At 33.4% G+C, this 26,017-nt stretch carries 26 protein-coding genes; 13 read left to right on the top strand and 13 right to left on the bottom strand.

The features are described 5' to 3' along the window. Positions 1–9: 9 nt before the first annotated feature. The 3 genes from BLT80_RS06715 to BLT80_RS06705 all read right to left on the bottom strand — a co-directional run bounded on the left by BLT80_RS06715 (position 10) and on the right by BLT80_RS06705 (position 4,687). Positions 10–1,176, bottom strand: coding sequence for a formimidoylglutamase (locus tag BLT80_RS06715; protein WP_092466789.1), 1,167 nt, complete (start codon positions 1,174–1,176; stop codon positions 10–12). A 6-nt stretch (positions 1,177–1,182) separates the two neighbouring features. Next, positions 1,183–3,726, bottom strand: a complete 2,544-nt coding sequence (gene topA, locus BLT80_RS06710; protein ID WP_092466788.1) for a type I DNA topoisomerase — start codon at positions 3,724–3,726, stop codon at positions 1,183–1,185. Between the two features lie 172 nt (positions 3,727–3,898). Then, on the bottom strand, positions 3,899–4,687 hold the full coding sequence (locus tag BLT80_RS06705; protein ID WP_092466787.1) for a hypothetical protein: 789 nt from the start codon (positions 4,685–4,687) through the stop codon (positions 3,899–3,901). Between the two features lie 178 nt (positions 4,688–4,865). Here BLT80_RS06705 and miaB point away from each other — a divergent pair, with 178 nt between their 5' ends. The 10 genes from miaB to BLT80_RS06655 all read left to right on the top strand — a co-directional run bounded on the left by miaB (position 4,866) and on the right by BLT80_RS06655 (position 14,360). Continuing rightward, complete coding sequence (gene miaB, locus BLT80_RS06700; RefSeq protein WP_092466786.1) at positions 4,866–6,311, top strand: tRNA (N6-isopentenyl adenosine(37)-C2)-methylthiotransferase MiaB; 1,446 nt, start codon at positions 4,866–4,868, stop codon at positions 6,309–6,311. An 11-nt stretch (positions 6,312–6,322) separates the two neighbouring features. Then, entirely contained in the window at positions 6,323–7,252 is a 930-nt protein-coding gene (locus tag BLT80_RS06695) for a hypothetical protein (RefSeq protein WP_092466785.1), read from the top strand. Positions 7,253–7,255: 3 nt separating this feature from the next. Continuing rightward, a complete protein-coding gene (locus tag BLT80_RS06690) occupies positions 7,256–8,521 on the top strand; it encodes a sigma 54-interacting transcriptional regulator (RefSeq protein ID WP_092466784.1) in 1,266 nt (421 codons plus the stop codon). 64 nt (positions 8,522–8,585) lie between these two features. Then, a complete protein-coding gene (locus BLT80_RS06685; RefSeq protein ID WP_092466783.1) occupies positions 8,586–9,089 on the top strand; it encodes an LptE family protein in 504 nt (167 codons plus the stop codon). A gap of 5 nt (positions 9,090–9,094) precedes the next feature. Next, on the top strand, positions 9,095–10,060 hold the full coding sequence (locus tag BLT80_RS06680) for a tetratricopeptide repeat protein (RefSeq protein ID WP_092466782.1): 966 nt from the start codon (positions 9,095–9,097) through the stop codon (positions 10,058–10,060). A 1-nt stretch (position 10,061) separates the two neighbouring features. After that, complete coding sequence (secG, locus tag BLT80_RS06675; protein ID WP_092466781.1) at positions 10,062–10,403, top strand: preprotein translocase subunit SecG; 342 nt, start codon at positions 10,062–10,064, stop codon at positions 10,401–10,403. A 170-nt stretch (positions 10,404–10,573) separates the two neighbouring features. Then, on the top strand, positions 10,574–10,849 hold the full coding sequence (locus BLT80_RS06670; protein ID WP_092466780.1) for a co-chaperone GroES: 276 nt from the start codon (positions 10,574–10,576) through the stop codon (positions 10,847–10,849). 97 nt (positions 10,850–10,946) lie between these two features. Beyond that, entirely contained in the window at positions 10,947–12,575 is a 1,629-nt protein-coding gene (groL, locus tag BLT80_RS06665; protein WP_092466779.1) for a chaperonin GroEL, read from the top strand. A 117-nt stretch (positions 12,576–12,692) separates the two neighbouring features. After that, positions 12,693–13,526: a phosphatase PAP2 family protein gene (locus tag BLT80_RS06660; protein WP_092466778.1), complete on the top strand. Its 834-nt coding sequence runs from the start codon at positions 12,693–12,695 to the stop codon at positions 13,524–13,526. Positions 13,527–13,706: 180 nt separating this feature from the next. Then, complete coding sequence (locus BLT80_RS06655; protein ID WP_092466777.1) at positions 13,707–14,360, top strand: DUF6090 family protein; 654 nt, start codon at positions 13,707–13,709, stop codon at positions 14,358–14,360. 94 nt (positions 14,361–14,454) lie between these two features. Here BLT80_RS06655 and BLT80_RS06650 read toward each other — a convergent pair whose 3' ends face one another. The 9 genes from BLT80_RS06650 to xrtF all read right to left on the bottom strand — a co-directional run bounded on the left by BLT80_RS06650 (position 14,455) and on the right by xrtF (position 21,179). Next, complete coding sequence (locus tag BLT80_RS06650) at positions 14,455–14,781, bottom strand: DMT family transporter (protein WP_092466776.1); 327 nt, start codon at positions 14,779–14,781, stop codon at positions 14,455–14,457. 95 nt (positions 14,782–14,876) lie between these two features. After that, a complete protein-coding gene (locus tag BLT80_RS06645) occupies positions 14,877–15,269 on the bottom strand; it encodes an ACT domain-containing protein (protein ID WP_092466775.1) in 393 nt (130 codons plus the stop codon). Beyond that, entirely contained in the window at positions 15,270–16,082 is an 813-nt protein-coding gene (locus BLT80_RS06640) for a type 1 glutamine amidotransferase domain-containing protein (protein WP_092466774.1), read from the bottom strand. A gap of 147 nt (positions 16,083–16,229) precedes the next feature. After that, on the bottom strand, positions 16,230–16,793 hold the full coding sequence (locus tag BLT80_RS06635) for a Crp/Fnr family transcriptional regulator (RefSeq protein WP_092466773.1): 564 nt from the start codon (positions 16,791–16,793) through the stop codon (positions 16,230–16,232). 180 nt (positions 16,794–16,973) lie between these two features. After that, positions 16,974–17,345 (bottom strand): heavy-metal-associated domain-containing protein, encoded by a 372-nt coding sequence (locus tag BLT80_RS06630; RefSeq protein WP_092466772.1) that lies wholly within the window; start codon positions 17,343–17,345, stop codon positions 16,974–16,976. Between the two features lie 88 nt (positions 17,346–17,433). After that, positions 17,434–19,671: a TonB-dependent receptor gene (locus BLT80_RS06625; protein WP_092466771.1), complete on the bottom strand. Its 2,238-nt coding sequence runs from the start codon at positions 19,669–19,671 to the stop codon at positions 17,434–17,436. A gap of 72 nt (positions 19,672–19,743) precedes the next feature. Further along, positions 19,744–20,157: an HYC_CC_PP family protein gene (locus BLT80_RS06620; RefSeq protein WP_092466770.1), complete on the bottom strand. Its 414-nt coding sequence runs from the start codon at positions 20,155–20,157 to the stop codon at positions 19,744–19,746. A 49-nt stretch (positions 20,158–20,206) separates the two neighbouring features. Continuing rightward, a complete protein-coding gene (locus tag BLT80_RS06615; RefSeq protein ID WP_092466769.1) occupies positions 20,207–20,635 on the bottom strand; it encodes an exosortase F system-associated membrane protein in 429 nt (142 codons plus the stop codon). Continuing rightward, positions 20,628–21,179: an exosortase family protein XrtF gene (xrtF, locus tag BLT80_RS06610; protein ID WP_092466768.1), complete on the bottom strand. Its 552-nt coding sequence runs from the start codon at positions 21,177–21,179 to the stop codon at positions 20,628–20,630. Before xrtF ends, BLT80_RS06615 begins: the two co-directional genes overlap by 8 nt. 92 nt (positions 21,180–21,271) lie before the next feature. Between xrtF and BLT80_RS06605 the strand changes: the two genes are divergently transcribed. Further along, positions 21,272–21,730: a GAF domain-containing protein gene (locus BLT80_RS06605; protein ID WP_092466767.1), complete on the top strand. Its 459-nt coding sequence runs from the start codon at positions 21,272–21,274 to the stop codon at positions 21,728–21,730. Between the two features lie 98 nt (positions 21,731–21,828). On the opposite strand, the gene BLT80_RS06600 is transcribed toward BLT80_RS06605, so the two are convergent. Further along, a complete protein-coding gene (locus tag BLT80_RS06600) occupies positions 21,829–23,082 on the bottom strand; it encodes an ABC transporter permease (protein WP_092466766.1) in 1,254 nt (417 codons plus the stop codon). Between the two features lie 144 nt (positions 23,083–23,226). On the opposite strand from BLT80_RS06600, the gene purH reads away from it, so the two are divergent. Together purH and BLT80_RS06590 are read left to right on the top strand one after the other, a co-directional pair. Next, on the top strand, positions 23,227–24,756 hold the full coding sequence (gene purH, locus BLT80_RS06595) for a bifunctional phosphoribosylaminoimidazolecarboxamide formyltransferase/IMP cyclohydrolase (protein ID WP_092466765.1): 1,530 nt from the start codon (positions 23,227–23,229) through the stop codon (positions 24,754–24,756). A 225-nt stretch (positions 24,757–24,981) separates the two neighbouring features. Then, positions 24,982–26,010, top strand: coding sequence for a rod shape-determining protein (locus BLT80_RS06590; protein ID WP_092466764.1), 1,029 nt, complete (start codon positions 24,982–24,984; stop codon positions 26,008–26,010). The last annotated feature ends 7 nt before the right edge of the window (positions 26,011–26,017 follow it).

Here is a 26,017-nt window from a genome sequence, read left to right as displayed (position 1 = left end):
AGGCTTATTTTAAAAGCTATTCTTCCTGTAGGCTTTATACCAACGTTCTGGTATTTCACCTTGAGTTGCATGCACATAATCGGAATGCATGCAAGGTAATAACGTATGCTTTTTTAATTTATTATTAACGTTTGGTAAAAATGGAATTTCAATCCACCAACGACCTGTTTTTAAACTCTTGTAAAAAATTAATTCATCATCCTCTACCAAAACATTATACTTTTGGTAATGATTCTCATTGTTAAAATCGTCATCTTTAACTCTACAATTTACACCTTCGATGAAATACCATATCATTTGTGCAATTAGCATTGACGACGCACTATCATTTTTAGATCCTTGATATTCATAAATCCCAAATGACGATACTTTATTACTTATACCAGCATATCTACTTATGGCACAAATTTCTTTTCCAGAGAACCCATTTGGAGAATACTTTTGGTTATCACTCACCTCAGACGCTCTAACCGACTTTAAATCTACGGATACAATATGTGCATCGCGCATTAATGGCTCTACTCTACTAATATCACCAGATATCTCACCTAAACGGTAGGCCTCAAAGTATAACTTTTCTATGAGATCTATTTCTTCTTGGGAGTTAAAATATGTTTGATACCCTATTGTTGAATAATTAAATAGATTATATGGTTCTTCTACAATAACTTTACCTACATAACTATTATTCTTAATTGGAAGATTGGCGTCACCTAAATCAAAATTAGTATCTACACTAACAATGTTTACCATTGGTAAAAGCGAATCATAAGCCCTATAATTAGCATAAGTCAAATCTTGACTTCCCCCTAAAACGATAGGAATAATCTTTTTTTCTACTAAAACAGAAATCGCTGTGCGAATGGCGAAATACGTATCCTCAACAGTTTCACCTGGCTCAATATCTCCAAGATCTGCAAGAGTTGTATGCCAATTACCCGGAAATAAAGCATAAAGTGTTTTACGAATAGAATCGAAATTAATCCGAGCACCAATATAATTGACGTCATTTCTATTTTCTTGAACTCCAATAATTGCCATTTGTACGTTTTCCAAATCGGGAATACCGTTTTGACGAGAATGTACCTTTATTTTTTTTCCTAGCGCTTGTTGCGCTGTTAGTTCATTATGAGCTAAAACCGCATCTGATATAGGCGTAAGGAAATTAAAATTCATATCCAATTATTTCTTTTTAGTTGTAACTTTCTTCTTTGTTGCAGTTTTCTTTGTTGCCGTTTTTTTAGTGACTTTCTTTTTGGTCGCTTTCTTTTTAGGTGCGTTTTTTTCGAGAATGTCTTGTGCTTTCTCTAAAGTCATTTTACTCACATCTACAGTTTTGGCCAACTCCACTTTTTGTTTGCCTTTAATGATATTGTGCCTTCCCCATCTAGCTTTCTCTACTCTTACACCTTCGTCTTCCCAGTTATGGATGACCTTATCAATTTCTTTCTGAATCTTTTCTTCAATCAAAGTTACAATGTCTTCTTCAGATAAATTATCCCAATCGTACTTTTTATTTACATTGATAAACATGTTGTTCCATTTTATAAATGGCCCAAAACGTCCTTTACCTTTTGTAACTTCTATATCTTTATACATATATATAGGAGCATCTGCTTTTTCTTTGTCCTTAATATATATTAAAGCTTCGTCCATCTCTACACTCAATGGATCAACACCTTTTGGTAATGACACGAATTTTTTACCAAACTTTACATATGGTCCAAATCGTCCGTTATTAACCTCAACCTCTTCATCTTTATAATGACCTAATGCTTTTGGAAGCTTAAATAAGTCCATAGCTTCTTCAAAAGTTACAGAACCTAATTGTTGATCTGGTGATAAACTTGCATACTGAGGCTCTTCTTCATCATCAGGTTTACCTAACTGTACCAATGGTCCGAATTTACCAAGTCGTACTAAAACTGTTCTTCCTGTTTTAGGATCGATACCTAATTCACGTTCTCCGGATTCTCGTTCTGCATTTTCCTGTACATCTTCGACTTGTGGATGAAAGCCTTTGTAGAAATCCCTCATCATTTCACGCCAATCTTCCTTACCTTCAGCAATATCATCAAAACGATCTTCTACTCTTGCTGTAAAGTTATAATCGAGAATACTTTCAAAATGGTTCACTAAGAAATCGGTAACAATAATACCAATATCTGTAGGTACTAATTTACCTTTATTAGAACCTGTTTGCTCTGAAAGCGTGGTATCTTTTATTGTTTGATTTTCAAAAACTAATTGTTTGTAGCTTCTTTCATCACCTTCATTCGTTCCTTTTTCTACGTAGTTTCTATTTTGAATTGTAGAAATAGTTGGTGCGTAAGTAGATGGACGTCCAATACCAAGTTCTTCCAATTGCTTCACTAATGAAGCTTCCGTGAATCTTGCAGGAGGTCTTGTGAAACGCTCAGTTGCTGTGATGTATTTATTTTTAAGAGGTTCACCAACTTTTAAATCTGGTAGAATTCCTTCTTGTTCTGCGTCTTCGTCATCTGTTCCTTCTAAATATACTTTTAGAAACCCTTCAAACGTGATGATTTCCCCGTTCGCCGTGAATTGTTCGCTAATTTTATTTTTAGAATTGATTTGAATTTTAAGATTGGTTCTTTCTAGTCTAGCATCACTCATCTGAGAGGCTATAGCTCGTTTCCAGATTAAATCGTATAATCGTGCTTGGTCACGTTCTGCACTAACGGTATGATTTGAAAAATCTGTTGGTCGTATAGCTTCGTGAGCTTCTTGCGCTCCTTTAGACTTACCTTTATAATTTTTTGGATTACTAAACTTAGCACCGTAAGCTGATGTAATTTCGTTCTCTGCTCCTTTTTTAGCTTCATCAGATAAGTTTACACTATCAGTTCTCATATAAGTGATATAACCAGCTTCGTACAAACGTTGAGCATTGGTCATCGTTCTACTTACAGAATAGCCTAGCTTACGAGACGCTTCTTGCTGAAGTGTTGATGTTGTAAATGGCGCAGCGGGTGATTTTTTCGCTGGCTTCTTTTGAAGATCTGAAACTTCGTATGACGCTCCTAGATTATCATTTAAAAATTTTAATGCTTCCTTTTCAGAATCAAAATTCTTAGGCAATTTAGCTTTGAATGAATTTCCGTCTTCATTTGTAAATTCTGCATCTATTCTATAAGATGCGGTTGTTTTAAACCCTTGCACATCGCGTTCGCGTTCTACAATTAAACGAACTGAAACCGATTGTACTCTACCGGCAGATAAACCACCTTTTACTTTTCTCCATAATACCGGAGATAATTCATAACCTACAATACGGTCTAAAACACGTCTTGCTTGTTGTGCATCGACTAAGTTATAATCTATACTTCTTGGATTCTCTATTGCTTTTTGTATCGCCGTTTTTGTAATCTCATGGAATACAATACGTTTAGTCTTTTCTTTATCTAATTTTAAAGTTTCAGCTAGATGCCAAGCAATTGCTTCTCCCTCGCGATCCTCATCACTTGCTAACCAAACAATATCTGCTTTCTTAGCTAATTCCTTTAATTTCTTAACGACATCTTTCTTGTCTTTAGAAACCTGATACTTAGGCATAAAGTCGCCTTCTACATCCACTCCTAATTCTTTAGATGGTAGATCTGCAATGTGTCCAAAACTGGACTCCACTTTAAAATCTTTTCCTAAAAATTTTTCAATAGTTTTAGCCTTTGCAGGTGACTCAACAATAACGAGATTCTTTGACATTCTTAAATTTTTGCGTTTACAAATGTATATGAAAATTAAGTTACAATCCTAATTTGGTCGTAAATACCATACATTTTATCGTGATTAAAGCGTTAAAAAAAACAAAAAAAGCCTTACATTTTGCAAGGCTTCTCGGATTTTAAAAAAAATATAAAACTTATTAAAGGTTGCCTTAAAATGTAGACAGTTGTTCAATACGTCGCATTTGATCATCCTCTTCATCAAAACCTACAACATCTTTATATATAAAATAGGACGGTAACTGACCAAATGAGGAGGTCACATATATTCCAAAACCACACATTAAGAAACCAACCATCATTGCTAAAAACCCAGACACAAACATAAGTCCAAAAGAAATTAGCCATTTTTTATTACCAAGATCAAAACCTAATTTAATAATTTCTGAAATAGATAAATCAGGATTAAAAGCATAGACTACAACAATAAAAGATAATGGAACTACGGCATATATAATAGGGATGAAACATAATAGTGTAGCCAAAAGAGCAATACCAGTAAATGCAGCACCTAGCTTTATGGTTTTACCTAAGTACGGTTTTTTGAAGAAATAAAAATAATCCTCTTTACCCATTTGCTCTAAGTCTTTAAATTTACATATTCTATAAAATGCAGCTTTTAAGCCTAGCCCAATGGCACTCATAGCTACAATTAAAAATATGTAAACAATAAAAAACACAAACCCAAAAACAACACCTACTCCCGTAGAGTCATAAGAGTCATAACTATTGTCAATAGTAAGGGCATTTGCAAAACCTAAAAATAACAAGGGTATATAAACAATCATTATTACTGGTATCGCTAAAACCATATTTAGCAGTAACGTTACCAAACCTTGCACCCAAACTTTTTTAAATAATTCTATGGATTGATTAAAGATAATGCCAAAGTCTAATGCATTGGCATTTTCAATTCGACTTTTAATTTGGGTACTATTCATTTTTAGTTATTTGGTTCGTTCGCCAAAAGAAATCTATTTTTATTAAATATTCAAACAAAACCCTATTCTAAACATCTTTTAAATTATAACTAAACATTATGACTGCCACTTTGTCACAATCCATAAAATAATATTACCTTTGCATACTTATTGAGAATTGAAGTATTCACTACAGCTGATGGAAAAAATTATAGACGAAAACAAACAAGGAGAAACCTTAGTCATAGACAAGAAAGAAGGTAACCAACGGAAATTATTTATTGAGAGTTATGGCTGTGCTATGAATTTTAGTGACAGTGAAATTGTAGCTTCCATTCTTTCTGAACAAGGTTTTAATACTACTCAAATCCTTGAAGAAGCAGATCTTGTTTTGGTAAATACCTGTTCTATTAGGGACAAAGCTGAACAAACCGTTAGAAAACGACTGCAAGAATATAATGCCGTAAAACGCATAAACCCAAAAATGAAAGTTGGGGTTTTAGGTTGTATGGCAGAACGCTTAAAAACAAAATTCTTAGAGGAAGAAAAAATTGTAGATTTAGTTGTAGGACCTGATGCCTATAAGGATTTACCGAATCTGCTTGCTGAAGTTGAAGAAGGAAGAGACGCTATTAACGTTATCCTTTCTAAAGAAGAGACGTATGGCGATATTTCACCTGTTAGATTAAACAGCAATGGCATAACGGCTTTCGTTTCTATTACTCGTGGTTGTGATAACATGTGTACTTTCTGTGTTGTACCGTTTACTCGCGGAAGAGAACGTAGTAGAGACCCACAAAGTATTATTGAAGAAGTAAATGACTTATGGGAGAAAGGCTTTAAAGAAATTACGCTTTTAGGACAGAACGTCGATAGTTACTTATGGTATGGAGGTGGACTAAAAAAGGATTTTAGTAATGCTTCAGAACTTCAGAAAGCAACTGCTGTAAACTTTGCTAATCTTTTAGAATTATGTGCTAAAGCACAGCCAAAAATGCGTATTCGATTTTCAACATCTAATCCGCAAGATTTTACCATGGATGTTATTGAAACCATGGCGAAATACGTCAACATCTGTAATCACATTCATCTACCGGTACAAAGTGGAAGCGATCGTATTTTAAAAGAAATGAATCGTTTACACACACGCCAAGAATACTTTGAGATTATTGATAACATTAAACGTATCATTCCTGAATGTGCAATAAGCGTCGATTTAATCGCTGGTTTCCCAACTGAAACTGAAGAAGATCATCAAGATACGTTATCTTTAATGGAATATGTTAAATATAATTTTGGTTATATGTTTACCTATTCTGAACGCCCAGGAACCTTAGCTGGTCGTAAAATGGAAGATGATGTACCAGAAAACATTAAAAAACGTCGCCTAAAGGAAATTATTCTATTAGAACGAAAGTACAGTGAAATTAACACCCGTGCACACCTCAATAAAACAGTAGAGATTTTAATAGAGAAAGCCTCAAAAAAATCTGATTTACAATGGTCTGGTAGAACTTCGGACAACACCGTTGCCGTATTCCCTAAAGAACATTATAAAGTTGGAGACTTAGTTAATGTTCTTATAACGGATTGCACAAGTGCAACGCTTATTGGAAAAGCTATTGATTATTCAAAAAACAATTAATAATAAAATCAATGAAGAAATTAGCCTTATTATTATTCGCATTAACTTTAATGACCTCTTGTGATGTAGAACCATTAGACCCTGCTTACAACCAAGGTGGCAATCAAGGTGGAGGAAGTGGTAGTGAAAGTGCAGACTTAACAATGTCTTTGTATGAATTGGACACACAAATTAGCTTAGTGTTTTTTGGTCTCCCAATTGAAACCATTACCAATTCAGATTTAAATATTTCCAGTAACAAAATTGCATCTGGCACTAATGCTTTATCGACTAATGGAAGCGCCTTTGAGAATGAGAATCTAATCATTACTCGTAATAGCTCTGGACAAATTATCAACGACAAATCTGTAAATAACGCAGGAGTTACAACTAATGAGACCTCAGTTACTTACACCAACGGAGTTATATCACAAATAACTTACGATTATTATGAAGATGATGAAGACGATTACACGTATAACTTTACTTATGAAGGTAATCAAATAACCAGAACCAAAGTAGGAAGTACAGAAATGACTGTTTTCAGAGTAGATGCACTTGACCGCATCGTATCAAAAGAATCTTATGTTAATGGTTTCGCTGCACAAATAGAGACTATAGCTTACGATAGTAATGGCAACATAAGTAGCAGTGTAACATCAATCGAAACAGAAAGCAATACTACCTATGCCTTTGACGATAATATAAATCCTCTAAAAGTAATTTATGAAGACAATTACCTTTTGCCTTTTTTAAGGGATGAATATTCTGATGAGATTGGTCCGCAAATAGCACAATTTCTTTCAACGAACAACTGGAAAGGAGCATCATTTAATGGAACAGCATTTAATTTTAATTTAGAATACAATTCCGTAGGACGTATTAAAAGTCGTGATATTGCTTATAACTTCGGACCAGAGTTATCTTTTGAGATTAACGAAAGATTCAATTTTGTAAATTAAGATATGGAATCTATTCAAGCCATAAAACAACGTTTCGGGATTATAGGAAATGATCCTAAACTTAATCGCTCTATAGAAAAATCGATTCAAGTATCTCCTACTGATATTTCAGTTTTAGTTACTGGTGAAAGTGGCGTAGGTAAAGAAAGCATCCCAAAAATCATACATCAATTATCACACAGGAAACACGGTAAGTATATTGCTGTTAACTGTGGGGCCATCCCAGAAGGCACAATTGATAGTGAATTATTCGGTCACGAAAAAGGAGCGTTTACAGGCGCAACAGCTACACGTTCTGGCTATTTTGAAGTTGCTGATGGAGGGACTATTTTTTTAGATGAAGTTGGAGAATTACCGTTAACGACACAGGTACGTTTACTGCGTGTTTTAGAAAATGGTGAATTTATCAAAGTAGGTTCTAGTAAAGTACAAAAAACCGATGTTAGAATTGTAGCCGCTACAAACGTTAATATGTTTGAAGCCATTAAGAAAGAAAAATTCAGGGAAGATCTATACTATCGATTAAGTACTATCGAAATCAATTTACCCCCACTAAGAGAGCGTAAAGAGGACATACATTTATTATTTAGAAAATTTGCAAGCGACTTTGCTATAAAATATAAAATGCCAACAGTTAAATTAACAGACGACGCTGTTAATTTATTAGTAAAATATCGTTGGAATGGTAACATTAGACAGTTGCGAAATGTTGCGGAACAAGTCTCCGTTTTAGAACAAAATCGTACTATAAATGGTGTTACAATCCAGAATTATTTACCTAGCATAGGCAGTAATTTACCAGCTGTTGTTAATAATTCTAAATCTGAAAGTGATTTTAGTAGTGAACGTGAGATTTTATACAAAGTCTTATTTGATATGAAGAGTGACCTTAACGATCTCAAGAAACTCACTATGGAACTCATGAAAAAAGGAAGCGATTCCGATGTTCAAAAAGATAACGAGCATCTCATTCAAAAAATATATGGTGAAGAAAAGGACGAAGAATTTGAAGCTGCTGTTGAAGATTTAGAGGTTCTATCTCTTGCAGAACATACTGAAGCAAATGAGAGTGCGGCTTCAGAAGCGGAAGACAAATATCATTTTGCAGAAGAAATAGAAGAAGAGGAAACTTTATCTCTACATGATAAAGAATTAGAATTGATTAAAAAATCATTAGAGCGTCATAGTGGAAAACGTAAATTAGCTGCTGCAGAATTAGGCATTAGTGAACGTACGCTTTACAGAAAAATAAAACAATTTGATCTTTAAGATAAATTTAGGAAGTCAACAATAAGATAACAATTATTTTTAAGTTATAAATAGAAATTAGCAAATGAATTCATTCAAATACATTTTCATAGTTGCCATTTGTCTTGTATGCTTCGGCTGTAAAGTCAACTATTCATTTACTGGTATCACGGAAACACCAGAAACGTTTCAAGTTAACTTTTTTCAAAATAATGCCGATTTGGTAGAACCCGGCTTAGACCAATTATTTACCAATGCCCTTCAAGATCTTATTGTAAATCAAACTAGCGCACAATTAGTAACCTCAGGTGGAGAAGTGATTTATGAAGGTGAAATAGTTGAATACCGGATTGCTCCAATGACCGCTACAGCTCAAAATACTGCAGCACAAAACAGGCTAACCATTGGTGTTAGAGTACGCTATATTAATACGAAAGATGAAGAAAAAGATTTTGAAAGAACGTTTTCCTTCTTTTATGACTACGGAGCTAGCGAACAGCTTACAGGTGGTGTAAGAGACACCGCTTTTGACGAAATTTTAGAACGATTAACACAAGACATTCTTAATGCTTCTTTAGCAGATTGGTAAAAACTATGCAGCTTCAAGACCTTACATATTTATTACAACACCCAGAAGCCGTTACAGCATCTCAAACCGAAGCACTTTCTTCGGCAATAAAAGAGTATCCTTATTTTCAATCTTTAAGAGCCTTATATCTTAAAGGATTAAAACAGAAAGAAAGTTATAAATATAATAATGCTTTAAAAATTACAGCTGCGCACACCACAGATCGTAGTGTGTTGTTTGATTATATTACTTCAGATGTTTTCAATCAAAATGAAATATCCGAACAAATTAAACAAAATACCGAGCATATAAAATCTATTGAAGTTAATGAAATAGATGATATTTCTGTTAATAAGAGTGTTACCATAGATGATGCTTTAAAAGCACATATTAAAGCAACGGAAGGTGTTTTAGATCCAGGTTTATTTGAAGTAAAACCAATACCTCAACCAAGACTAGAACCTAAAGTTCCAAAAATTGAAGATTCTATCATTGCCGTTGATGTAAAAAATATAACCCCAGAAAAGGAATTAAAAATAGGTCAACCTTTAGAATTTGATAAAACTGAAAATCATTCGTTTACAGAATGGTTAAAAATAACAAGTTTCAAACCTATTAATAGAGGAAAAGTTGACGTTGAAGTCGACATTAAACCTGAAATTAAAATAGCATCCGAAAATGATATTTCAAAAGAAGAAACCACCTCTCCACTTCATAATAAACTAGCTATTATAGATAAATTTATAAGCGAAAATCCAAAGATTAAACCCGTCACTAACAATGCTCCAAAACCAAAGTTAGTCAATAACGACAACCCTATTTCAGACAGTTTAATGACTGAAACTTTGGCGCGAATTTATTTAGAACAAAAAAACTATGATAAAGCAATTCAATCTTACAAAATTTTAAGTTTGAAATATCCAGAAAAAAGTAGTTTCTTTGCACACCAAATAAAATTGGTAAAAGAATTAAAAGATAATAATACAATATAGAATGAGTGCATTTTCAATTTTTTTAGTCCTAATCGTAATCGTTGCCTTCTTACTTATTATAGTAGTTATGGTACAAAATCCTAAAGGCGGAGGATTATCATCATCTTTTGGTGGTGGTGGAACACAACAAATGGGTGGTGTAAAGAAAACTGGCGACTTTTTAGATAAGAGTACATGGTTTTTAGCTACAGCATTAATCATTTTAATCTTAGCCTCTAATGTAACCATTAGTTCTGGCGGTAATATTGAATCTAAAGCTTACGATGCTGATGATGCTACTGAGATGCCAGTATTACCTGCTGCGACAACAGATTCTCCAACAACAGATGGTACACCTAAATAATAACAAACAGTTATTTACATAAAGACATTGAGCCAACTTTTTTAAGTTGGCTTTTTTTATTCCCACAAATTCGGCAGACCGGTCTGAAACTTTGTCAGACTTTCTCTCTTGGCATAATTTTCGAACTACGCTAAAGCGTAATTTAAAAACAACTTAAAAATATATAACAAATGGGCTTAAACATTAAACCATTAGCAGACCGTGTTCTTGTAGAACCAAAAGAAGCTGAAACTAAAACAGCTTCAGGTATTATTATTCCTGATAACGCAAAAGAAAAACCACAAAAAGGAACTGTCGTTGCCATTGGTAATGGTACAAAAGACGAACCTTTAACAGTTAAAGTTGGAGACACTGTACTTTACGGTAAATACGGAGGAACTGAACTTAAACTTGAAGGTAAAGATTATTTAATGATGCGTGAAAGCGACATCCTTGCAATTATCTAAATTGCTTTTCACTATCAGCCTTTCGCTGTTAGCACAAAAAATTTAAATTAAAACTCAGCCAAAAGCTAAACGCTTATGGCTAAAACCTAAAATAGAAATGGCAAAACATATAAAATTCGATATTGAAGCACGCGACGGACTTAAACGTGGTGTTGATGCTTTAGCAAATGCGGTAAAAGTAACTTTAGGACCAAAAGGTCGTAATGTTATTATTGGAAGATCTTTTGGTGCACCACAGGTGACTAAAGATGGTGTTTCTGTAGCAAAAGAGATTGAGCTAGAAGACGAGCTTGAAAACATGGGAGCGCAAATGGTAAAAGAAGTTGCTTCTAAAACTAACGATTTAGCTGGTGATGGTACAACTACTGCAACAGTATTAGCTCAAGCAATTGTAAAAGAAGGTCTTAAAAACGTTGCTGCGGGTGCAAATCCAATGGATTTAAAACGTGGTATTGATAAAGCAGTTGAAGCGATTGTAAAAGATTTAGATAAGCAATCTCAAAAAGTAGGTAGCGATTCTGACAAGATCAAGCAAGTTGCCGCAATTTCCGCAAACAACGATGATACGATTGGTGATCTAATCGCCAAAGCTTTCGCTAAAGTTGGTAAAGAAGGTGTTATTACTGTTGAGGAAGCTAAAGGCATGGAAACTTACGTTGACGTTGTTGAAGGTATGCAGTTTGACAGAGGTTATTTATCTCCTTACTTCGTAACAGACGCTGACAAAATGATTGCTGATTTAGAAAATCCTTATATCTTATTATTTGATAAGAAGATTTCTAACCTACAAGAAATTCTTCCAATATTAGAACCAGTTGCACAATCTGGACGTCCGTTATTAATTATCGCAGAAGATGTTGACGGACAAGCGTTAGCTACTTTAGTAGTTAACAAACTACGTGGTGGACTTAAAATCGCTGCTGTAAAAGCACCAGGTTTTGGAGACCGACGTAAAGCAATGTTAGAAGATATCGCTATCCTTACAGGTGGTGTTGTTATTTCTGAAGAAAGAGGGTTCTCATTAGAGAATGCAGATCTTACAATGTTAGGTACAGCTGAAACTGTAACTATTGATAAAGACAACACAACTATCGTTAATGGTTCAGGTAAAGCTGATGATATTAAAGCGAGAGTTAATCAAATTAAGGCTCAAATAGAAACAACGACTTCTGATTACGATAAAGAAAAGCTTCAAGAACGTTTAGCTAAGTTAGCTGGTGGAGTTGCTGTACTTTATGTAGGTGCTGCCTCTGAAGTTGAAATGAAAGAAAAGAAAGACAGAGTTGATGATGCTTTACATGCAACAAGAGCTGCAGTAGAAGAAGGTATTGTTGCTGGTGGTGGAGTTGCTTTAGTGAGAGCTAAGAAATGTTTAGAAAAAATTACGACTGAGAATATAGACGAAACAACTGGTGTACAAATCGTAAACAAAGCGATTGAATCTCCATTAAGAACAATCGTAGAAAATGCTGGTGGTGAAGGTTCTGTAGTTATCAATAAAGTATTAGAAGGCAAAAAAGACTTTGGTTATGATGCTAAAACTGAAACTTACGTTGATATGCTTAAAGCCGGAATTATTGACCCTAAGAAAGTAACACGTATTGCTTTAGAAAATGCCGCTTCTGTAGCTGGTATGATCTTAACAACCGAATGTGCTTTAGTCGATATTAAAGAAGACGCACCAGCCATGCCAATGGGTGGAGGCGGAATGCCAGGCATGATGTAGTCAGAACAATTGACAAAGCGTGTATACAGCAATATTGAACTGTAATTATAATTTAAAGCCTTTGACTCTCATCAAAGGCTTTATTTTGTATTATATTTAAATTTTACAGCTATTGAAATGAAAAAGATCATAATTCTATATTTACTATCATTAGTATCGACACCCCTGTTTTCTCAATCAGACTCCACCGCTACCAAAACTAATAAAGTATGGAGTAACCTAAAGTATGACGCCAATGTGACCCTAAAAAGTGTTGGGTATTCATTTACAAGACCACTTCATTGGAAAAGTGATGATTTTTTAACTGCAGGCGGTATTATTGCAGGAACTAGCTTACTGTATTTAAGTGACCAAGAAGCTAATCGTATCTTTTTAAAGCAAGGAACTGGTGCGCCAAAAGTTCTAAAAGACTTTGGTTGGTATTTTGGAAGTCCTCAAAATTTCTTTATGGTATCTACTGGTATTTATGGTTTTGGATTGCTTACAGATAATGAAAAAGTACGTCATACAGGTATTTTGATATTTTCTTCTGCCATAACAACAGGAATCATTCAATCGATTTCTAAAACCGTTGTGGGAAGAGCAAGACCTAACAGTGGTAACCATGATGAATTTGAACCATTTAGTAATAAACCTGGTTTTCACTCATTTCCTTCTGGTCATAGTGTATTATCTTTTACAATGGCACATGCTATAGCCAAACAATTTGATAATTTTTGGACTAAAGCTGGCATTTATGCTGTTGGTTCCATTGCTCCTATTTCAAGATTATGGGCAAACGCACATTGGTTGAGTGATGTTGGTTTTGGGATGGCTCTGAGTATAGTTGTTGTAGATGGCATTGAGAATTTTATGACCAAGAACAACTTTTATACTGATTCTAAGCCTAAAACTATAAGCTGGCGTATAAGCGCCGGAGCTGGAACTATTGGTATGATAGGTACTTTTTAAAATCTCTGTACAACTTACAAATAGTGTTTATCCCTTTATTTATAATCTCAAAATAAGCACAACAACTCTTGTCCCTTAATAGCATTTACAAGTTTTCATCTCTAGATTAGACTTTTGATTCTACTAAAATTGAAATTCGAATTATATTTCATAGATTTAGAAATCTAATAAAACTATGCTATGGCAAAAACAACTTGGAAATACACTTTAAGAGAAATTATTATTGTCATCATAGGAATTACAATTGCATTTAGCATGAACAAATGTGCTGACAATGTAAAGGATAATAAACTTAAAATCCAATATCTCACAAATCTTAAAAGTGATGTTGAAGCGGATAAAATTCAACTTCAAAAAAATATTGAAGCTATTGACAAAAAATTAGCGATTTGCTCAAAGATTATTCCCGTGTTGAATTCTGAAACAAATCAGGACATGAAATTGATGTATAATATTTTTGACATCGTAAAATATGAAAACTTCAGCCCAAAAAGTATCACTTATAAAACCTTAATCAATTCTGGAGACTTAAAACTGATTGAAAATTTCAAGCTCAAAACAGCGATTCAACAGCACTACTCCAATTACGATGAAGTAGCAGATGTTTATGTAAGACACACAAGCCTGATAAAAGATTATTTAGGCAATTACTTAGTCAACTATGCCGATTACGATTTAATACCACAAGGAAAAGGCCCCTTTTTAGATGAAATTAAATTGAAAAACATTGTTAGAGCATTATTAACCACTTTTGATGATAAGAAAGAAGCCACCGAACTAGGTATTAAAAGTTGTGATATTCTTATTGCTGAGATTGATTCAGCTTTAAAATAAATTTAAAACATAACATCCTTAATTAGGAAGCCGAAACATATCTCTATTTTAAACGTACCATTAATGATAAATCCTACCACTCATATTAATCTGTTTAATGCGAAACCACCTTTAGCCCGATAATTGAGATAATTAATGTTGAAATAAAAAATAGTCTCCACAGTGTTGCTGGCTCTTTAAAGACAAAAATACCAACCAACACAGTTCCTACGGCACCGATACCTGTCCAAACGGCATATGCTGTACCAATGGGTAATACTTGTGTCACTTTTATAAGAAGCAGCATACTTATTACTAAGCAAACCAAGAAACCAATATACCAATAGGTTGATTCATTTCCTGTAGCTTCTTTAGCTTTTCCTAAACAAGCTGCAAAGGCCACTTCAAAAAGTCCTGCAATTATTAGTAATATCCAATTCATTCGTTATTATTTATTTGGTGTGGTAATTTTAAATCATGGTCTGCTTCAGTATTACAACAAACGTTTTATAAACAGTGATATCTACACTGAATGCATTATTTAGAAAATGCATTCAAAACTTCCATGGCTTTGTCTGTATCTTTTTTATCTACAAAAATATGATCGTGATAATAAGCGGCGACAACATTACAACTAATTCCATTTTCAGATAATGCATTTGAAAATGCAGCTGTTAAACCCACGGCCTCCAACGAAGAATGCACAGTAAGTGTAATCCAAGACGCCACGTAAGAATAATCTAAATGTAGTTGGTTTGCAATTTCTTTTTTGAGGATAATAGTAGTGCTTTCCTCTTCTTTAAAAGTCATTACAACTTGGCTTAAATTTATTTGATCCAAATGTTCTGTTTTACAAAATACAAATTCGCCTAAATTGTGCTTTGGTTTCATTGATTTTAAAAGCATTTCTAAATTTTTCTCTCCACTCATTTACTTCTTGCTTTTAGTTAGTCTTTGTAGCTCTTTTAAGGTCGCCTGACCAACACCATGAGCAGATTGTGGGTTTTGACCGGTAACCAATCGTTGGTCCGCAACGACGTGTTCCGTAAAAGGCGTGGACTTTTCGAAAATAGCACCACGCGCTATTAATTGATCTTCTAGTAAAAACGGAACGACATCTTCTAGTTTTACTTTAACCTCTTCTTCATTTGTAAACGCATTTACTTTTTTACCATCAACAAGATAAGATCCGTTGCTTAATTTAATATTCACTAAGCCGGCAGGACCATGACATACCGCACTAACGACACCGTTGTTTTCATAGATCTGCGCTGCAATTTCAGCTATTTCGGTATTATCGGCAAAATCCCACATCGCTCCATGACCACCTGCATAATGAATGGCAACATAATCATCCGGATTTACATCTTTCGGTGTTTTAGTGTTTTCAATTTTATTGCGGTATATATCGTTATCCCAAAATTTCTTATTAATAGAATCTGTCATATCAAAAGCATCTACAGGTGCCTTCCCTCCTTTCGGACTTACAAAATCGATTTCATAACCTGCGGTATGTAATACATCCCATGGATGCGAAACTTCTCCTAGATAATAACCTGTTTTCTCTCCTGTATTTCCTTTTTCACTGTGACTTGTTACTACAAATAATATTTTTTTTAATGCTTTAGTTTCTGATTTTACAGTTGAATTATCCACATTGGTTTTACTATTATTACAGCCCACAAAAAAAGCTGCAAATAATAGTAGAATAAGTGACGTTTTAATTTTTATCGTATTTAACATATCTAAGTATATTTTAAAATTAGTTTTAGATTATTCTCATTTTTTAAAAGCTAAAATAATTTTACAGCTTCCAATGAAGAATAATATCAGAGAGCAAAATTCCTAAACATTTTAGAGAAACCATTTAACAAATGATAAAAACGCTATTTATTTTACATTCGCTCTAATTCGGCTTAAACTAATTTGGGTAATACCCAAATAAGATGCAATATGAGATAATTGTACGCGCTGCAGTAAGCTAGGGTAATTATTAAGAAGTGCTAAGTACCTCTGAGTTGCATTTTCAAATTGCAAGGAAATAAGACGTTTTTCGGATTTTATAATTTCTAATTCTGCAAATTTTCGCCCCCAATTTGCAATATGAATATCTTCTAAAAAAAGTTTTTGAAGTTGTTCCATCTTTAATTCATAAAGTTCGCAATCTTCCAACAATTCTACATCTTCGTAACCTTTTTGATTGTTGACATAACTTTGCATCGAAACAATAGGATCTCCTTCTTTACCAAACCAAAATGTAATTTGATTATCATCGGAATACGCATAGGCTCTTGCTATTCCTTTTTTAATGAAATAAATACTTTTCTCAATTTTATTGGCTTTAAATAAAATATGGCCTTTTGAAAATTTAACTTCAATTATCGACGCTTTAATTAAGTCTTTCGATTTAGTTGTTAGCGGGTAAATATTATCAATAATTTGGTCTAGTTCCATATTTGTAACTATTATTCGATTTTTTATTATTTCAAAAATACTTAATTCTAGCGCTATAAGATCTTATCGAATTTGGTTGAAAATTTCTAAACTATCTAAAGAACATAAGACATTTTCGTTTTGCTGAGAATGAAAAAAGAACATAAAAAAAAAGCCTGAATCTAAATTCAGGCTTCTATATTAGTTTCCATCTTCTTTTTCCTTTTCATGGTCTTTCTTAACATCTTCATCGCGGTAAAGACAACAAGCATGCACAGAATGGTATTGTTCATCAGTAGCTTTAATTTCCTTAGTGTCATGCCCTACAGCAGCTATGCTTTTAGAGATCGTTTTAACATCTGTTTTACGTTCGTCATAAATCAATTTCAATTCATGTGTATCAACATTCCATACTGCCGATTTTACACCTTTGGTTCTAATGGCTGCTTTTTCTATACGCTCTTTACACATTCCACAAACACCATCCACTTCAATGTTAGCTTTGGCATTTTTATTTTGTGAGAAAGCAAACATTCCCATACATACAATAATAACTGTGATTAGTTTTTTCATAATTTTTAATTTTTATAATTCCTACCAAAGTAAGAATCAATTTATTTAACTTTTAAGTAATCTGTTTAACTTCGTAATAATAGATTGATTATTTTATTCTAAACCGCAGACCAGCATAATACATACTGCCATAAATTGGGCCATACACAAAATTACTATCAAAATTTGAACCAAACGGATTATCTGCGCTAACTACTGGATTATCTTGACGCACATTCGTCACGTTTTCGCCCCCTAAATATACTTCAAATTTTGGAGAAAATACTTTAGTAACTTGCAGATTTAAAGTTCCAACCGTTGGCGTTTTATCAGCCAATTGAAATTGAGATGGACTTAAATCTGTACTAGGAAAACGCTGAGCACTCAACCAATTATAGGTGGCATCGAACTTCCACTGAGATCCACTTTCTTTAATAGCAGTTTCATAAGACGTATTAGCAAATAAACGATGCTTTGGCACTAATGGTTTTTCTAGTTTACCCGAAATATAATCCGTTTTAATGTCGTAATACTTATAAGCCATTCGTAAATCAAAATGTTCAAAAACATTATAATTAAATTCAAACTGAAAACTATTAGCATAGCTATCTCCTTCTAAATTATAAAAATTGACTTCATACGGATTCTCCCAATCTACAACCACCTGGTTCTGAAAATCTGTTCTATAAAAATCAAAAGTGACATCGGCCTTCCTATCAAATAAATTAAAGCCCTGTAAGTAGCTAATGCCATAATTCCATGCAATTTCAGGATCTAAACCGTAAATTTTACCATTTGAATTTAAAATATTAATCTGTCTTGAGCTTGAAAACATATTCTGGTTTTCTGCAAAAATATTAGCACTACGTTTCCCCCTTCCTATTGAAGCGCGTAATGCTGATTTCTCCCAAGGTGTATAACGCACATGCAAACGCGGTGTTACAAAAAAACCAAGTCTATTGTGCTGGTCTACGCGCATTCCGGCTGTTAATGATAGTTTGTCTAAATTATCAAAAGCATATTCAAAAAAACCACCCACAGAATTCTCCGTGCGTTTATAGTTTACACTATTTACAAGCTCATTATAATGATCGTAAGTAAAACTTAATCCTGTTTTTACTTTGTGTCTCGAATCGGAAATAATTGAATTATAAACCAAGTTAGAGTAAAAACTATTGTGTTTAATGTCATATTGGTTTAACCCAAAATAGGAATCTTGTTGATGATGACTAAAGGCCGTTTGAAAACCAAGACTTTGGTACGGAATTTCTGGATTGACATAACCTAATTTTGTAGTCACCTCAAAACGTTCTGTATTAATTTCGCTTCCCCAAAAATTAGCGGTGCCTTTATCACGTTCTGGATCAAACTCAACTTGTCCGGCTTGTTTTTCATCATTAAGATATCTCAAATTAATGAAGCTAACCACTCCTTTTTCCGTATTGGTATATTGCCAACGATTCATAACATTAATCTGATTATAGATGGGCATATCCATAAAACCATCATCATTAACATCATGCTCTTCTTGATGTGTGTTACCATGCACATACAAACCAGTACTCCATTTATCAGAAACTTTAGTGTTAAAATGCGTATTTAACTCTAAACGTTCACTTGAAGCTCCATATAGGTTTACAAATAATTTATCGTCTGTAGTAGGTTTTACCATTTCGGCATTGATTTGACCAGCGATACTCTCAAACCCGTTAACAACACTACCTGTACCTTTAGTGATCTGAATACTTTCTACCCAAGTACCAGGAATAAAACTTAAGCCATAAGCTTGAGAAGCTCCTCGTATGGCTGGTATGTTTTCGGTCGCAATTAATATATAAGGTGAATTTAAACCCAACATTTTAATCTGCTTTGAACCTGAAATCGCATCAGCAAAATTAACATCAATTGACGGATTGGTTTCAAAACTTTCTGCCAAGTTACAGCAGGCTGCTTTTAGCAATTCTGCACTAGTAACGGTAAAAGTATTTGAGGCTTGTAAATAAGATTTACGGGTTGCTTGTTTTCTAGATGTAATTTCTACAGCATCTAACTCGTCACTCGCTTGAAGTACATGCTTTATAAACTTGTTTTCACTTATGGTTATCGTATCCGATTTAAATCCGACATAACTAAACACTAGCTTATTATAAGAAAACTTATATGGTAATGTGAATGTTCCATCTGCATTTGTAATAGCTCCAACCGATGAGCCCAACCAATACACATTGGCTCCAGGTAATGGCATTTCTTTTCCGCTACTTGTTTCGAGAACAACACCTTTTAATTGATCTTGCGCAGAAAGTATTAGCGACAAGAACATAAATTTTATAATTAAATATTTTTTCATTTGTTTGAATTTCAGGTATAACGACTTGCACATAAGTATGTGCTTCCTTTTTCACTAAGGGTTATAACTGAATCAAATGAGGTAAACTTCATCTAAAAGATGGATATCTTCAACTAATGTTGGTGGTAAATAATCACTATGAGGAATGACCAAGTTTGGCAAACCTTCAAAAAGATTAATGTAAGAATAACTATAGGCAAATAATACTTGCTGTTGAATTAAATCAAAATCTTCAAATGAATTAATAGTTAAATCCGAAATTCCTTCAATAACATCTATTTCATTTTTACAACAACTTTTTTCAATTACATCTGTCTGTTCCGTTTTTGAAACTTCCATTCCACATGTTTTACTTTCGGAAAAAATGGCAACATCAATTAAAACATCTCCACAAAAGTGCTTATCAATAGTTAATGATAATGTAGAAAACAATACCAAAAATGATAGTGCAACAGAAAAGGTTTTATGTAGATATGAAAATTTCACGATGCAAAGCTACAAAATTATTAAACTATAAAATGCTCTAGATACAATATTAACGATTCAATTTATAGTAATAAAATGCTGGAAATAGCAGAATTAAACCAATAGGTTGGATTAAAAAGCGTCTAATATTAAAAAACAAATAGTAATCTTCCTGGTTTGGATTTATAACAAAATATAAAAATGGAATTAGCAATAAAACATAAGCCACGGCAAAAACTAATACTGAAAACTTGACAATACTTTTATCTTTAAAAATAAGATACAAAATCCCCAATGAGATTACAGTATTTAAAACATAACGCAATGTTGTAAACAAGACTAACTTTGCTATTTCTCGTCTTGGACTATCCAAATACAAATAATCATTTTCAAAAAACGTTAAATAGGGATCGTAAAACAGTACGTCTTCATAAGCCCTAATTAAGATTAATAATAGTAGTAATACTCCGACTAAACTATAGGTAATTAATTTACGCATTAGACTTCGCTTTTTTAGAAAATCGATTCACCCAAACCATCCAAAGAAGAAAAACGGTTCCATAAATTAACATTGGAAAAATAACGGTATGCAGAATTTCTCTTCTCCAAGGGTAATGATAGAGTCCTACAGATAAAATTACAATTCGAATTAAATTGAAAGCATAAATAATAATGCTTCCAGCTAACCCATATAATAAAGTGGTTTTAAGCTTGCCTGCAAAAGCGACTATAAAAGATAAAAACAAAATGATAATACTTATAGCATTACAACCTTCTATAACACGTGCCACGTATTTTTCATTGATAATAATTTTCATTGAAGGTTCATTGGGATGTGGAGTAATACTCGCCTCATAACCCAAACCATTTAATAAAGCATTGGTTTGTTCTGCTACCAAATTGGTTAAATAATCTGGGTAAAACACAGAACCATGAGATACATTTAAGTACACATTATAACCAATAGTCAAAGCCCCATATACCGCCAAAAAAGTGACGATAAAACGAATTACAGATTTATATTTTACTAAAAGCGCCTTCAAAAATTCCTAATGTTAGTTTGTTGTTAAATTTATAAAAACAGCATTTTAAAACAGTGTATTTTAGATACTTTTGCAAAAAGTTTTTTACACCTATGAATTTACACGACTTAAAACCTGAAATCAAATCAATTGTAGCACAAGAAAACCTTAGTGTTGATCAACGTCTATTAAAGATTTGCGAAACTCTAGAAGCAAATATAAGTTATTATAATTGGGTTGGTTTTTACTTTAAAAATGGAGATAAAGACGAATTAAAATTAGGTCCTTACGTAGGTGAGCCAACAGACCATATTATTATTCCGTTTGGAAAAGGTATTTGTGGACAAGTTGCAATAAGTAATCAGAATTTTGTGGTTCCAGATGTGGCTGCTCAAGATAATTATATTGCTTGTAGTATTACAGTTAAAGCTGAAATTGTGATTCCTATTTTTCTAAATAATGAAAACGTAGGTCAAATAGATATTGACTCTAATACACCAGATCCATTTTCTGAAGCAGACGAGCGATTTTTAGAGTTTGTTTGTAAAGAAGTTTCTTCTTTATTAAAATAAAACCATCATTAGTACTGTAATAACAGTTAAACTGAGTAAAGGTTATCCAATAAAGATTCTTTTAGAATTTATATATTAAATATTGAGAATGTACGAAATTACATTCCAGTTCGTATAGCCTCTACAGGATCTAATCGTGATGCCGTTAATGCAGGTATCACTCCAGAAATCAACCCTATTATAGAAGATATAAAAAATCCAAGCGCCATATTTTGAGGTGAAAGCACAAATTCAAAATCTTCCGTAAGATTACTTCCAATTATAGTTCCTATCCACACTAAAAACAACCCTACCAAACCACCAACTACAGCGAGTATAACGGCCTCAAATAAAAACTGAAATAGTATAAACTTATTCTTAGCACCTAAGGACTTCTGAATACCTATAAGATTAGTACGCTCCTTAACACTTACAAACATAATATTAGCAATTCCGAAACCTCCAACTAAAAGAGAAAAACCACTAATAACCCATCCGATTAAATTTAAACTTCCAATAATCGTATCTATAACATCCTGTAAACCAGAAATAACACTTATAAAAAATGTATCTATTTCATCTGGCTTTAAGCCTCTCTTATTACGCATTACTTGAGTGATTTCAGCTTTTACACCTTCAATATCAGCATCTTTTTCTGGCTTAATGATAACGATATACTTCATAAATGGATTATTATCTCCATATCTATTTCTAACATAGTTTGCTGGAAGAAAAATAGAAACATCATTACTATCCCCAAATAAGCCTGAGCCTTCTTTTTTAACGACTCCAATAACTGTAAATTTCTGACCATAGAGGCGTACCTTCTTACCGATTGGCTCAAGTTCTCCAAAAAGTGATTTTGAAATCTCAGAACCAATAACTACAACAGGTCTTCCAGCATTAGATTCAGATTCGTTATAAAAACGGCCTTTTTCAAATTCCATAACCTGAATATCGATAAACTCATGTGATACCACAACAGTATTAACACTACTTACCAATTCCGATTCGTATCTAATATTTTCACGTTTTACAAATAACTGTAAAGCCACATGCTCTGCATCAGCTATAGACGATTTTATAGTTTTGTATTCGTTATAAGACACCTCATCAAAAGTTTCTCTTTGCCAACGTGGTACATCCGTTGGTCCAAAAGACATATTTGCCAAATACATAGTATTACTATCTAATGAACTTAATTGCCCTTGAATCGTTTTATCAAGTGAATCAACAGCTGCCAACACCGCTATAATAGAAAATATCCCTACCGTAACCCCTAAAAGTGACAAGAATGTCCTGAGTTTATTAGTACGAAGTGCATTTATGGCGAATGAAAAACTCTCTTTTAGTAAACGTAAATAGACCAGCATGCAAGGTTTGTTTTAAAACATTTTAAAGATAGGACGTTTTCAACAATATATTGTTACAAAAAACTTAAAGAAACTCGTTTTCGCATCGAGCTTTTCTTTTTGAATATACGTACTTTTGCAGCATCTAAAACACAACACAACATTATGAGCAACAAAACCATTTCGTCTGCACTAATCTCTGTATTTAGTAAAGACGGATTAGCACCAATCGTAAAAAAACTAAACGACCTCAACGTTACGATTTATTCCACAGGAGGCACTGAAAAATTCATTAAAGATTTAGGCATCAACGTCGTGCCGGTCGAAGATGTAACATCTTATCCGTCTATACTTGGCGGACGTGTAAAAACATTACACCCTAAAGTTTTTGGAGGTATCTTAAATCGTCAAAATCACGAAGGTGATGTTGCCGAATTAAAAGAATTTGACATTCCACAAATCGATGTTGTTATCGTCGATTTATATCCTTTTGAAAAAACAGTTGCTTCAGGAGCGAGCAACCAAGATATTATTGAAAAAATTGATATTGGAGGTATTTCTTTAATTAGAGCAGCAGCTAAAAATTATGCTGATGTCACTTGTGTATCTTCAGTTGTCGATTATGCTGAATTTTTAGAATTATTAGAAACTAAAAATGGTGAAACATCAGAAGACGACAGAAAACAATTTGCTGCAAAAGCATTTAATGTGTCTTCGCATTACGATTCAGCTATTTTTAATTACTTCAATAAAAACCAAGAAATTCCGACTTTAAAAATTTCAGAAAATAAAGGCAAGGTTTTACGATATGGCGAGAATCCACATCAAAAAGGTTTTTTCTTCGGAGATTTTGATGAAATTTTCACAAAATTACATGGAAAGGAATTAAGCTACAACAATCTTTTAGATGTAGATGCCGCCGTAAATTTAATGCTAGAATTTAAAAACGACGCACCAACATTTGCTGTTTTAAAACACAATAACGCATGTGGTTTAGCGCAACGCGAGAGCTTACACCAAGCCTATGTCGATGCTTTAGCAGGCGATCCAGTTTCTGCGTTTGGAGGAGTTTTAATTAGTAATTCGGAAATAGATATAGCTACTGCTGAAGAAATTCATAAACTATTCTGTGAGGTCGTTATTGCACCTTCTTTTTCACCAGAGGCTTTAGAAATTTTAAAAGGAAAGAAAAACAGAATCCTTTTAATTTTAAAAGATATAGAGATGCCACAAACCAACGTTAGAAGTTGTTTAAATGGTGTTTTAGTTCAAGACAGAAACAATATAACAGATACACTTGAAGGTTTAAAATCGGTTACCACAACAACGGCTACCTCAAATGAATTAGACGATTTAATCTTTGCTTCAAAAATTTGCAAACACACAAAATCTAATACAATTGTTTTAGTAAAAAATAAACAGTTATGCGCTAGTGGAACCGGTCAGACCAGTCGTGTTGACGCGTTAAACCAAGCGATTCATAAAGCGCAATCCTTTAAATTTGATTTAAAAGGCTCGGTAATGGCAAGTGATGCATTCTTCCCTTTTCCAGATTGTGTAGAGATTGCAGACAATGCTGGTATTACTGCTGTAATTCAACCAGGAGGTTCTATAAAAGACCAATTAAGTATTGACTATTGCAATGAAAATAATGTCGCTATGGTAATGACAGGCACACGTCATTTTAAACATTAAAAACTTCATTTTAGAACCCAGAATTAAGATGTAATCCATCTTTATTTTGGGTTCTTTTTTTTTACCAAAACCCTTCTCTAATTTATTTTATAAGTAAAGTAAAAGAAAAAACAAAAAAAGTTTAGCAATAAACATCTTTAAACATATAAATAACGTATATTTTACTACTTTTACAGATAGTCTTTAAAATAAGACACAAATAACCCAAATAATTAAGAACAGCACATGGGATTTTTTGATTTCCTAACGGAAGAAATAGCCATAGATTTAGGAACCGCAAATACACTGATAATACACAATGACAAAGTTGTTGTTGATAATCCATCGATAGTCGCAAGAGACCGCATTAGCGGAAAAATCATAGCAGTTGGTAAAGAAGCCAACATGATGCAAGGAAAAACGCACGAGAATATTAAAACTATTCGCCCGTTAAAAGACGGAGTTATTGCCGATTTTGATGCTTCTGAGCAAATGATTAGCATGTTTATAAAAAACATTCCTGCGTTAAAGAAGAAGTTTTTTAATCCAGCATTGCGCATGGTAGTTTGTATTCCTTCTGGAATTACAGAAGTAGAAATGCGAGCGGTAAAAGAATCTTGTGAGCGTGTTAATGGAAAAGAAGTCTATTTAATACACGAACCAATGGCAGCTGCTATTGGTATAGGTATTGATATTATGCAACCAAAAGGAAACATGATTGTAGATATTGGTGGTGGAACTACCGAAATTGCAGTTATTGCCCTTGGAGGTATTGTTTGTGATAAATCTGTAAAAGTTGCAGGTGATGTCTTTACAAATGATATTATCTATTATATGAGAACCCAACACAATTTATATGTTGGTGACAGAACTGCTGAAAAAATTAAAATTCAAATTGGTGCAGCTACTGAAGATTTAGAGTTACCTCCAGAAGACATGAGTGTTCAAGGTCGTGATTTATTAACAGGAAAACCAAAGCAAGTTCAGATTTCGTATCGTGAAATTGCCAAAGCATTAGACAAATCTATTTTGCGTATTGAAGATTCTGTAATGGAGACACTATCTCAAACACCTCCAGAATTAGCCGCAGACATTTACAATACCGGAATTTATTTAGCAGGTGGCGGGTCTATGTTAAGAGGTTTAGACAAACGTCTATCTCAAAAAACAGATCTACCTGTTTATATTGCAGAAGATCCATTAAGAGCTGTAGTAAGAGGTACAGGAATAGTGCTTAAAAACTTACCTAAATACAAAAGTATATTGATTAAATAAGAAGTAA

The sequence above is a fragment of the Winogradskyella thalassocola genome (genome assembly GCF_900099995.1).
GTDB classification, from domain to species: Bacteria; Bacteroidota; Bacteroidia; order Flavobacteriales; family Flavobacteriaceae; genus Winogradskyella; species Winogradskyella thalassocola.
Note: the sequence above shows the minus strand (reverse complement) of the source record. Positions and strands in the feature narration are given on the sequence as shown.